The organism is Actinotalea endophytica (assembly GCF_025717005.1).
In the GTDB taxonomy this organism is placed as follows: Bacteria; Actinomycetota; Actinomycetes; order Actinomycetales; family Cellulomonadaceae; genus Actinotalea.
The window spans coordinates 40536-51886 of sequence record NZ_JAOVZU010000001.1; the positions used below are offsets into that span (position 1 = coordinate 40536).

Below are 11351 nucleotides of genomic sequence, written 5' to 3' on the forward strand. Positions count from 1 at the left end.
TCCCCGGCACGCTCAGCAGCGCACCGTGAGCGTCGAGGCGCCGTCCGGGCGGCGGCGCACCTCGATCCGTTCGGCGATCGCCTGCTTCAGCGTCTCGACGTGGGAGACGACGCCGACCGTACGCCCACCCTCACGCAGTCGGCCGAGCTCGGCGAGCACCACGTCGAGCGTCTCGGCGTCGAGCGAGCCGAACCCCTCGTCGATGAGCAGCGTGCCGAGCTCGATCCCGCCGGCCTCGGCGGTCACGACGTCGGCGAGCCCGAGCGCGAGGCACAGCGACACGTAGAACGTCTCGCCGCCGGACAGCGTGCGGGGATCGCGGGCGACCCCCGTGCGGTGGTCGAGCACGCTGAGCGCCAGGCCGATCCGCCGCGTGCGGACGGCCTCCTTCTCGGTGCTGCGGAGCAGCTCGTAGCGACCGTCTGAGATCCCGCCCAGTCGCGCGTTCGCGGCAGCGACGAGGTCAGCGAACCGCTGGCCGAGCACGTAGGTCGCGAGCGTCAGTGCGCCCTCGCCGCCGCTCGCCGCTGCGACGTTCGCCATCCGCGTCACGGGCTCGGCCGCGGCGCGCGCGGCGTCGAGCTCGTGCCACGCCGCCTCGACGCCCTCGCGGGCCCGTGCCGCGGCCTGAGCCCGGCGCTCCAGCACGGCGGCCTCGCCCCCGGCGGTGCGCGCCGTCGCATCGGCCTCGGCGGCGGCCTGCTCGGCGCCCGCGAGGTCGACCTCGCCGTCCGGGAGCTCGGGCAGCTCGGCGAGCGCACCGGTGACCTGGGCGACCCGCGTCGTGTGGGCCTCGATCGCGGAGCGAAGTGCCGCGACCTCGGCGCGCGGCAGGCGGACCCGCAGCACCTCGTCGAGCGCGAGGCCCGCCGCATCGAGCACACGGTCCCGCTCGCGCTCCTCGCGAGCCAGCACCGTCTCGGCCTCGACGAGGGCGTCCAACGCCTCGGCCCAGGTCCTCGCCTGCGCACCTCGGCGTCGGTGCTCCTCGTCCCGGGCGCGCACGCTCGGAGCCCCGTCCGCAGCGGCCAGGACCTCGGCCTCGTCCGACTCGAGCGCGGCCAGCTCGGCCTGGGCGCGGGTCTCGTCCACGACGAGTACCTGCTCGCGGGCGGTCAGCTCGGCCCGGTCCGCCTCCCACTGCCGCTCATGGGCGGCGAGCCGGCTAGCGAGCTCGGCTTCCCGCACGACCGCAGCCTCCGCGGCCGCGACCGCGTCCTGCGCTGCGCCCACGGCGTCCTCGTCGGCTGTGACGTCGCCGAGTGCCGCGCGGCGCTCGCGCAGTCGCTCGACCTCGCTCACCGCAGACCTCAGGGCGCCCTCGGCCCCTGCCCGGGCGGCCTCCAGCCCGTCGATGTCGGGTGGCTCGGCCGCACCCGGCGCCGGCGCCGGATGCTCGAGCGAGCCGCACACCACGCACGGGGCTCCGGGCTCGAGCGTGGCGGCGAGCTCCCCTGCGATCCCCGCGATCCGGGCGCGGTGCGCCTCGGCGAGCGCCGCGGCCGCCGCGTGAGCCGCACCCGCAGCCTCGCGAGCCGTCACCTCGGCATCGGCCAGCCGCACGTCGAGCGCCGCGGCCTCGTGCGCTGCCGCCACGGCGGCCTCCGCCTCGCGCGCGGCGACCCTGGCCGCCGGGAGCCCTCCTGCTGCGGAGCGCGCGATGCCGAGCTCGACGGTCAGCTCGGCACGCAGCTCCGGCACCTCGGCGAGCGCCGCTCGCCCCTGCTCGACGGCCAGCCGCGCGGTGGCCAACGCCTCGCGCCGGGATGCGAGGTCCTCCCGGCGGTCCGTCAGCCCGGCCTCGAGGTGCAGCGCACGGGCGAGCGCACCCCGAGCTGTCGCGGTGCGTTCGATCTCGTCGGCAAGGGCCTTGAGCGCGATCTCGGCGTCGGCCGCCCCGACGACGGCACGAAGGTCGTCCGACGCCCCTGAGCGCGCGACCTCGAGCGCCGCCGCGGCTTCGGACCGGGCGCGCGACGCGAGGCTCGCGGCCTCGACCGCGGGCCAGCACTGCTCGGCTGCCGTCGCGGCCGCCAGCCGCCGGCACCGGGACGCGTGCTCGTCGGCGGCTGCGTCGAGCTCGGTGGACTCGGCCCGGAGCGCGGCGCGACGTTCGAGCAGCACGACGAGCGCAGCACGGCGGTCCCGTTCGACCCGCGCCACGACCGCGGCCTCTGCGGCGCTGAGCGCGACCTCGGATGCGCGCCGGGCGTCGGCCTCGAGCCGGCGGGTGAGGTCCGCGAGCGCCCGCGCGTCCACCTGCTCCGGTTCGGGCAGCTCGGCCGCGCCCAGGAACCGGGCGACCTCACGCGCCGCCGCCTGCTCGGCCTCGGCCACACCCCGCGAGGCCTCGGCGCGCATCCGCTCGAGCCGTTGCTGCACACGCTCGTACACCTCGGTGCCGAACAGGCGCTGCAGCAGGCCCCGGCGGTGCTCGGGGTCCGACCGGAGGAACGCCGCGAACTCCCCCTGCGGCAGCACGACGGTCTGGACGAACTGCGTGCGGTCCAGCCCGACGATCTGCTGCAGCTCGAGCCCGGCCTCGTCGAGCCTGGTGGTGAGGAGCTCTCCCGGTGCGTCGGGCGAGCTCAGCCGCCACAGCTTGATCGTCGCCTGCTGCGTCGTGGTCCCGGTGCCGCGCTGCTTGGCCCGCTGGTACGCCGGCGTGCGTCGGACCCGGTAGGTCCCGGCACCGGTCGCGAACTCGAGCTCGACGTAGGTCTCGGCGTCCGCTGCGGCGTGGTTGGACCGCAACCTGTCCTCGGACGCGCCCGGCGAGGCGACCTTGCCGTACAGCGCGAACACGATCGCGTCGATCAGCGTGCTCTTGCCAGCACCGGTCGGCCCCTCGAGCAGGAAGAGCCCCGAGGCACCGAGCTCGGCGAGGTCGACGTCGTGCTCGCCCGGGAACGGGCCGAGCGCACCGAGGCGGAGTCGTAGCAGCTGCATCACGCACGCTCCAGCGCACGCTCGTGCTCGTACGCGGCGCGCAGCACGGCGGCCTCCGCCGGCGTCGGCGCGGCACCGGTGACGTGCTCGACGAACTCCGCGACCACCTCGAGCGGGTCGCGGGTCGCCGTCACCACCGGGCTCGGCGCACCGGGAGCCGTGGCCGGGCGGTGCTCGACGGCCAGCACGTGCGGGAACGCCGTCCGGACCCGGGCGTACAGGTCGACCGGCCGGGTGGCGTCGGTCGCGACCAGCCGCACCCAGTCCTCGCGGTGCTCCACGAGCCCGAGCAGCACGTCGAGCTCACCGACCAGCTCGGTCAGCCGCCGCGGCACCGGGGCCGGCACGAGGTCCACGCCCGGGGCGCCGGTCGCGCCGAGCTCGACCACCGCGGTCGCCTTGGTGTGGTGCCGCTCGGAGAACGAGTACGCCAGCGGCGACCCGCAGTACTGCAGCACCGTCCCGGTACCGGCGATCCGCTGCGCGCCGTGCAGGTGGCCGAGCGCGACGTAGTCCACCCCGCGGAAGACGCCCGCGGGCACCGAGTCGACGCCACCGACCCTGATGTCGCGCTCGGAGTCCGACGGCTCGCCGCCGACGACGAACGCGTGCGCCATGACCACCGAGCGCACTCCCGGGCGCTGCGCGAGGTCGGCGCGCACCCGGTCCATCGCCGCGCCCACCGCGGCCTCGTGCGAGCGCGGCAGGTCCGGGTCGAGCACCTCGCGCGCGAGGTCCGGGTCGAGGTAGGGCAGCGGGTGCACCGCGACCTCGACCCCGTCCTCCTGCAGCAGCACGGGCGTCCCGACGTCGGCGACCCGCGCCCGCAGGTGGACCTCGGACCGCATCAGGGCGGCGCCGAACCCGAGCCGCACCGCGGAGTCGTGGTTGCCCGGCGTGAGCACGACGGTCGCGGTCTCGCTCAGCCGGCGCAGGACGTCGGCCAGCAGCTCGACGGCCTCGACCGGGGGGATCGCGCGGTCGTACACGTCGCCCGCGACCAGCACCGCGCGCGCACCGCTGTCCCGCACCAGCTCGACGAGGTGGTCGAGGTACGCGGCCTGGTGCTCGAGCATCGGCACGCCGTGCAGGGTGCGGCCCAGGTGCCAGTCACTGGTGTGCACGAGCCGCATGCCAAGCACGCTATCCGGACCCGCCGACACGCCGGTCGAGGCCCGCCGCCACCCGGACAGATCACTCGACCGGCCCACCAATGCGGGCATCCGAGGGGGTCCAGGTGGCAGGATCAGGGGGCCGAGGAGGATGAATGACTCTCAACACCCCGTTCCATGACCTGGACGAGTACGTCGCGCTGCCGCGGATGTCCGGCCTGGTGCTCTCGCCCGACGGTTCGCGACTGATCACCACGGTCTCGACGCTGAACCAGGACCGCACCACGGCGCACAGCGCGCTGTGGGAGGTCTTCCCGACCAGGTCCAAGCCTGCGCGGCGGCTGACCCGCAGCGCGCAGGGCGAGACCGGGGCGGCGTTCACGCCCGACGGCGACCTGCTGTTCACCTCCAAGCGCCCGGACGCCGACGCCAAGGACTCCGACAAGCCGCTCGACGTGCCCGCGCTGTGGGTGCTGCCGGCCGGTGGCGGCGAGGCCCGGGTGGTCGCGACCCGTCCCGGCGGCGTGTCCGGCGTGCGCACCGCCCGCTTCTCGGCCGCCGTGCTGTTCAGCACCGACATGCTCCCCTCGGCGCACGACGCCGCCGACGACGAGCGGCTGCGCACCCAGCGCAAGGACCTCAAGGTCTCCGCGGTGCTGCACACCGGCTACCCGGTCCGGTACTGGGACCACGACCTCGGCCCGGACGAGCCGCACCTGCTCGGCTGGCACTTCCGGCACGACGACGAGCCCGCGCGCGCGGTCGAGATCGCCTCCCGCAGCGTCGAGCACCTCGAGGTCTCCGACCTCACCCCGCACCCCGGCGGCGCCCTGCGCGAGGCCGACTACGACTTCTCGCCCGACGGCAGCTTCGTCGTCACGACCTGGCAGGTCCCCGGCTCGCGCGGCGAGCTGCGCGGCACGCTGGTCAGCGTCGACCTGGACTCGCGCGAGCGCGCCGTGCTGGTCGACGACCCCGAGGCCGACCTGTTCAAGCCGGTCATCGCGCCGGACGGCAGCGCGATCGCGTACCTGCGCGAGACCCTGTCCACGCCGCACCAGGCACCGCAGGTCCAGCTCTGGGTCCTGCCGCTCGGGCCGAACGGCGTGGTCGGTGGCGAGCCGCTGCGGCTGCTGGCTTCCTGGGACCGTTGGGTCACGGGCGTGCAGTGGCTGCCCGACGCCTCCGGCCTGGTCGTCACCGCGGACCAGGACGGACGCGGACCGGTGTTCCTGGTGGACCCCGAGGCCGACGTCGCGCACCAGCTCACCGACGACGACTACACCTACTCCGACCTGCAGGTCTCGCCCGACGCGACCGTGGTCTACGCGCTGCGCACGTCCTACCTCGCGCCGCCGCACCCGGTGCGGATCGCGCTGCAGGGCGAGGCGCCCGGCACGGTCACCGTGCTGCGCGCCCCGGTCCCGCCGCCCACGCTGCCCGGCCGGCTCGAGGAGGTCCGGACGGTGGCCGACGACGGCACGCCGGTGCGCGCCTGGCTCGCGCTGCCCGACGAGGCGTCCGCGGACGAGCCCGCTCCGCTGCTGCTGTGGATCCACGGCGGCCCGCTCGGCTCGTGGAACGCGTGGTCGTGGCGCTGGAACCCCTGGCTGATGGTGGCCCAGGGCTACGGCGTGCTGCTGCCCGACCCGGCGCTGTCCACCGGCTACGGGCAGGACTTCATCCAGCGCGGCTGGGGTGCCTGGGGCAAGGCGCCGTTCACGGACCTGATGGCCGTGACCGACGCGGCCGAGGCCCGCGAGGACATCGACGCGGACCGCACGGCGGCGATGGGCGGCAGCTTCGGCGGCTACATGGCCAACTGGGTGGCCGGCCACACCGACCGCTTCCGGGCGATCGTCACGCACGCGAGCCTGTGGGCGCTGGACCAGTTCGGACCGACCACCGACGCCGCCTGGTACTGGCGCCGCGAGATGAGCCCCGAGATGGCGCTGGAGAACTCGCCGCACCGGTTCGTCGGTGAGATCGGCACGCCGATGCTCGTGGTGCACGGCGACAAGGACTACCGGGTGCCGATCGGCGAGGGCCTGCGGCTCTGGTACGAGCTGCTGTCGGAGTCGAGGCTCGCCGCGGACGAGCAGGGCCGGTCGCCGCACCGGTTCCTGTACTTCCCGGACGAGAACCACTGGGTGCTCTCACCGCAGCACGCCAAGATCTGGTACCAGGTCGTGAGCGGCTTCCTCGCCGAGCACGTCCTGGGCGAGGAGCACACCCGGCCGGAGAGCCTGGGCTGAGGTCTCATCAGGGTCGCCTCCGGGCAGACCCTGATGTACAGCGGTCACCCGCCCCACCCAGAATGGGCGGGTGCCCGCCGACCCGGTCGATCACGCCGCGACCCCGAACCCGCCGACCCGCCGGTCGTTCGGCGCGGCGATCACCACCCGGCACCTGACCAAGCAGTTCGGCCCCGTCACCGCGCTGCAGGACCTGTCCGTCGAGATGCCCACGGGCGTCGTCGGGCTGGTCGGTGCGAACGGCGCCGGCAAGTCCACGCTGATCAAGATCCTGCTCGGCCTGCTCCCCCCGACCGGGGGTGACGCCCAGATCCTCGGCCGGGACGCGCGGACCGACGGCCTCGCGATCCGCCAGGTCGTGGGCTACATGCCCGAGTCCGACTGCCTGCCGCCGGACGTGTCGGCCACCGAGCTGGTGGTGCACCTGGCCCGGATGTCCGGGCTGCCGAGCGCCGCCGCCCGCGAGCGCGCCGCGGACACCCTGCGCCACGTCGGGCTGTACGAGGAGCGGTACCGCCCCATCGGCGGCTACTCGACCGGCATGAAGCAGCGGGTCAAGCTGGCGCAGGCCCTGGTGCACGACCCGCAGTTGGTCCTGCTCGACGAGCCGACCAACGGCCTGGACCCGGCCGGGCGCGACGAGATGCTCGACCTCATCCGCCGGGTCCACGTGGACTTCGGCATCTCGGTGCTGGTCACCTCGCACCTGCTGGGCGAGCTGGAACGGATCGCCGACCACGTCGTCGTCATCGAGGCCGGCGTGCTGCAGCGGTCGACCTCCACGGCCGAGGCGACGGCGCTGTCCGGCGTGCTGCTCGTCGAGGTCACCGACCGCGCCGACGAGGTGGTCGCGCGGCTGCGCGCCCTGGGCGCCGCGGTCGAGACCGACGGCGGCCCGACGTTCTCCGTCGCTGCCGACGCGCGCGTGCTCGACGCGGTGACGGCCGCGACCGCCGAGCTCGGCGTCGGGCTGGTGCGCATGCAGCGGCGCCGGCACCACCTCACCGAGCTGTTCGGGGGGACGCGATGAGCGACGTCATCCACGACATCGGCTTCCGGCGCTACGAGGGCGAGCGGTTCGGCCGCGGCTGGATCGTGCGGTCGCTGCTGGTGGACACGATCCGCGGCATCTTCGGCCTGGGTCGCCCGGCGCGCAGCAAGGTGATGCCGTGGTTGCTGGTCGCGATCCTGGCGCTGCCGCCGATCGTCATCGGTCTCGTCGTGCTGATCACCGGTGCGGACCGGCCGCCGATCTCCTACACGCAGTACCTGTACCAGCTGAACCTGCCGATCTCGCTGTTCCTGGCCGGCTCCGCGCCGTACGCCGTCTCGCGCGACCTGCGGCACGGCGTGATGTCGCTGTACCTGTCCCGGCCGCTGATGCGCTCGGACTACCTCGCCGCCCGGTACGCCGGCCTGGCCATCTCGATGTTCGCGATCATGGCGGTGCCGCAGACGCTGCTGATGATCGCGGCGCTGCTGGCCGAGCTGCCGGTGGACGAGCAGCTGGTGGGCTGGGCCGGGGGTCTGCTGATGTCGGCGCTGCTCGCGGTGCTGCTCTCGGCCTTCGGTCTCGCGGTCGCGACGCTCACGCCCCGACGCGGCGTGGGGGTCGCGGCGATCATCACGATCCTGCTGGTGGTGCAGGGCTTCAGCTTCGCGCTGTCGGGCCTTGCGTCCGAGGAGGACCTGTCCGACCTGGCGGTCGTGGCCGGTGCGCTCGACCCCTACCGGCTCATCGACGGGCTGTCGTCGTGGGTGCTCGGCGTGGACGCCGCGATCGGCGAGTTCGCGCCGACGGCCGCCTGGCAGGCCGGTGTCCTCGCCCTGGCCTGGCTGCTGGGCGTGCTCGGCTTCGGCGGGCTTCTGCTGCGCCGCTACCGGAACTCGGTGCCGCTGTGACCACCATCGTCCTGGACTCCGTCTCCCGCTGGTACGGCAACGTCGTCGCGGTCAACGACGTGTCGATCACCGTCGGCCCCGGCATCACCGGGCTGCTCGGGCCGAACGGCGCCGGCAAGTCGACGCTCATCTCGATGATGGGCGGCTTCCTCGCTCCGTCGACGGGCACGGTGACGCTCGACGGCGGGCCGGTGTGGCGCAACCCCGAGATCTACCGGACCATCGGGCTCGTCCCGGAGCCCGAGGCGATGTACGACATGGTCACCGCCCGGCAGTTCCTGCTCGCGAACGCCCGCCTGCACGGCCTGGCCGACGCGGGGGCGGCGGCGCAGCGGGCGCTCGAGGTGGTCGACATGGTCGAGCCGAGCGACCGGCCGATCTCCACCTACTCCAAGGGCATGAAGCAGCGGATCAAGATGGCGACGGCGCTGGTCCACGACCCGTCGGTGCTGCTGCTCGACGAGCCCTTCAACGGCATGGACCCCCGCCAGCGGCTGCACCTGATGGACCTGCTCACGCGCCTGGCCGCCGATGGCCGCACGGTGCTGTTCAGCAGCCACATCCTCGAGGAGGTCGAGCAGATCGCCGGGACCATCGAGGTCCTCGTCGCCGGCCGGCACGCCGCGTCGGGCGACTACCGCCGGATCCGACGGCTGATGACCGAGCGGCCGCACCAGTACACGATCGCGTCGACCGACGACCGGCGCCTGGCCGGCGCCCTGATCGCGGCGGGTGCTGCCGACGGTGTCACGGTGGGCGCCGGGGTGCTGGCCGTGCAGACCTCGGACTGGGGGCGGTTCGTGCACGCGCTGCCCCGCGTCGCCCGTGAGCAGGGCGTGCGACTGCTCGAGGTGTCGCCCGCCGACGAGTCCCTCGAGAGCGTCTTCGCGTACCTGGTGGCCCGATGAACGTCGTCGTGGGACTCACCGCGCGCGGCCTGCTGGGCCGCCGCCGCTCGCTGCTGCTCGTGATCCTGCCGGTGCTGCTGCTCGTGCTCGCCGGGCTGACCCGCTGGGCCTCGGCGGGCTCGGTCACCGACTCGGCGAACCTGACCGGCGGCTTCGCGATGGGCACGCTGCTCCCGCTGATGTGCCTGCTGATCGGCACCGGCGTGATCGGCCCGGAGATCGACGACGGCTCGATCGTGTACCTGCTGGCCAAGCCGCTGCCGCGGCGCACGATCCTGTTCGCCAAGCTCGGCGTGGGCCTCGCGGCGATGCTGGTGTTCGCCGTGCTGCCGGTCACGGCCTCGGCGGCCATCGCCGGGGACGAGGGCCTACAGCTCACCGCCGCCTACGGCCTCGCGGCGCTGCTCGCCGGGATCGCGTACACCACGCTGTTCGTGGCGCTGTCGGTGCTGACCCGCAACGCGGTGATCATCGGCCTGCTGTACGCCCTGCTGTGGGAGACGCTGCTCGGCGGGTTCGTGCCGGGCATCCGGGACGTCTCCGTGCGGCAGTGGGCACTGGCCCCGGCCGAGGCCCTGCTCGGCGACAACGCGAGAGCGTGGGGTGTCGAGTCGGCGGTCACGGTGCCGGTGGGGTTGTCGCTGCTCGCGGTGCTGGTGGTCGGGGCGACGTGGGTGGCGATCCGTCGGCTCCAGACCCTCCGCCTGGCCGCCGCCGACTGACGGTTGCGGCGGCGACGGGCGGGGGCGCCCTGGCGCCGGTCACCCGCCAACGGCACGCCCAGTTCTCCCGCGTGCGCGCTCGGCGGCCCCGGCGCATGCGCGGTCATGCCGAGTTCCGGTCGTGTGGAGACCTGACGAAGCAGTACCGCCCGCGGTACCATGGGGCGGTGCCGTCGGTAGCCAAGATCGTCGCTGCCATGCGTGCCAACCCACGCAGCATCCGTTACGACGACCTGGCCAAGGTCTGCGAGCACTACTTCGGCCCGCCGAGAACCACGGGAGGGTCGCACGCCGTGTTCAAGACTCCCTGGCCCGGCGACCCACGCGTCAACATCCAGAACGACCACGGGCAGGCCAAGGCCTACCAGGTCAGGCAGGTCCTGGCCGCGATCGACAAGAAGGAGGCCCAGGCATGAGCTCCACCGGCCGTATCGACATCACCTGGTACACCTACCGGGTCACCTGGTCCGCCGAAGACGCCGAGTACGTCGCCACCTGCCTGGAGCTGCCCTCGCTGTCCTGGCTGGCCGGCACCCAGGACGAGGCGCTGCGCGGGATGCGAGACCTGGTCACCGAGACCGTCGCCAACCTGGACGCCAACGGCGAACCCGTGCCCGAACCACTCTCCTCGCGCACCTACTCGGGCAAGTTCAACCTCCGGGTCGGCGAGCAGCTGCACCGCAAGCTCGCCACCGAGGCCGCCGAGGAGCATCTGAGCCTGAACCAGTACGTCGTACGCCGCCTGACCAACGCCTCCTGATCCGGGTTCCGGGCGGCCAGTCCGCTGGTCGATCGGGGCGCTCAAGGCGATCTCCGCGACGCGGAGTTGTCGCCGGCCTCACCAGTCCACCGTGCTAGTTCGACTGGTTCCCGCACGGCATCGGCCTCGTCGCCGAACTCGGACCGTCTCGAGCGGCTCAGGAGGCACGGCAAGATCCGGGAAGATCGTGGCCAGTGCTGTCGGAGCCTGGGGAGGAACGGTGTCCGGACTGCAGTTCGTCGGCGCCCTTCTCGCGCTCGTCTCGGTCCCGTTCAGTTGCGCTCTGGCTTGGCGCGGCACCGAGAGCTTCCACCTGGGCGCCCCGGACTACTGGCGGCGCGGCGCCAAGTGGGGGCCCGTTGCCGGTGCGATCGGCGCCTTCTCGGCTGTGCTTGCCGTCTTCGGGGTCGTCTCGGTCGCGGCCCACTGGCCCGAGGGATCGTCCCTGAACGCGCCCGTCGCCTGGTCGGCGGCCAGCGAGATCGTCTTCGCGATGGGGTACCTCGCGGCATTGCGCCTCGTGAGGGCGCGCCCTCGCCGCCTGTTCCTCGGGCGCCTGGTCGTCTACGAGGCTGGCCCACCCAGTCGCCGCCATATCGCGCCCGCCACCTGGGCTCTCGTCGCAGGGACACTCCTGCTGACAGCCTCGCTCTTCCTATGGTGAAGGCATGATCGTGCCTGAGCCGCACACCCAGATCATCGGGCTGCACTGAGCGCGTACCCTCCGGGTGCCGCACGGTCAT

General features: G+C 73.7%; 10 protein-coding genes. 8 read left to right on the forward strand and 2 right to left on the reverse strand.

All coding sequences use genetic code 11. The features are described from left to right. Positions 1 to 12 precede the first annotated feature (12 nt). Together OEB99_RS00230 and OEB99_RS00235 are read right to left on the reverse strand one after the other, a co-directional pair. Complete coding sequence (locus OEB99_RS00230; RefSeq protein ID WP_263507557.1) at positions 13 to 2949, reverse strand: AAA family ATPase; 2937 nt, start codon at positions 2947 to 2949, stop codon at positions 13 to 15. Next, positions 2949 to 4082 (reverse strand): exonuclease SbcCD subunit D, encoded by a 1134-nt coding sequence (locus tag OEB99_RS00235; protein ID WP_263507558.1) that lies wholly within the window; start codon positions 4080 to 4082, stop codon positions 2949 to 2951. The genes OEB99_RS00230 and OEB99_RS00235 overlap by 1 nt, the downstream gene beginning before the upstream one ends. 134 nt (positions 4083 to 4216) lie before the next feature. Between OEB99_RS00235 and OEB99_RS00240 the strand changes: the two genes are divergently transcribed. The 8 genes from OEB99_RS00240 (at position 4217) to OEB99_RS00275 (ending at position 11272) form a co-directional block, all read left to right on the forward strand. Continuing rightward, positions 4217 to 6316, forward strand: a complete 2100-nt coding sequence (locus OEB99_RS00240) for a S9 family peptidase (protein WP_263507560.1) — start codon at positions 4217 to 4219, stop codon at positions 6314 to 6316. A gap of 70 nt (positions 6317 to 6386) precedes the next feature. Next, positions 6387 to 7346, forward strand: coding sequence for an ABC transporter ATP-binding protein (locus OEB99_RS00245; RefSeq protein WP_263507562.1), 960 nt, complete (start codon positions 6387 to 6389; stop codon positions 7344 to 7346). After that, positions 7343 to 8218: an ABC transporter permease gene (locus tag OEB99_RS00250; protein WP_263507563.1), complete on the forward strand. Its 876-nt coding sequence runs from the start codon at positions 7343 to 7345 to the stop codon at positions 8216 to 8218. Before OEB99_RS00245 ends, OEB99_RS00250 begins: the two co-directional genes overlap by 4 nt. Continuing rightward, the gene (locus OEB99_RS00255; protein ID WP_263507564.1) at positions 8215 to 9126 is read left to right on the forward strand and encodes an ABC transporter ATP-binding protein; all 912 of its coding nucleotides are present in this window, start codon (positions 8215 to 8217) and stop codon (positions 9124 to 9126) included. The genes OEB99_RS00250 and OEB99_RS00255 overlap by 4 nt, the downstream gene beginning before the upstream one ends. Beyond that, positions 9123 to 9848, forward strand: coding sequence for an ABC transporter permease (locus OEB99_RS00260; protein ID WP_263507565.1), 726 nt, complete (start codon positions 9123 to 9125; stop codon positions 9846 to 9848). Before OEB99_RS00255 ends, OEB99_RS00260 begins: the two co-directional genes overlap by 4 nt. A gap of 197 nt (positions 9849 to 10045) precedes the next feature. Next, positions 10046 to 10264 (forward strand): toxin HicA, encoded by a 219-nt coding sequence (locus OEB99_RS00265; protein ID WP_263507567.1) that lies wholly within the window; start codon positions 10046 to 10048, stop codon positions 10262 to 10264. Continuing rightward, a complete protein-coding gene (locus OEB99_RS00270; RefSeq protein WP_263507568.1) occupies positions 10261 to 10608 on the forward strand; it encodes a type II toxin-antitoxin system HicB family antitoxin in 348 nt (115 codons plus the stop codon). The genes OEB99_RS00265 and OEB99_RS00270 overlap by 4 nt, the downstream gene beginning before the upstream one ends. A 220-nt stretch (positions 10609 to 10828) precedes the next feature. Then, positions 10829 to 11272, forward strand: a complete 444-nt coding sequence (locus OEB99_RS00275; protein ID WP_263507570.1) for a hypothetical protein — start codon at positions 10829 to 10831, stop codon at positions 11270 to 11272. The last annotated feature ends 79 nt before the right edge of the window (positions 11273 to 11351 follow it).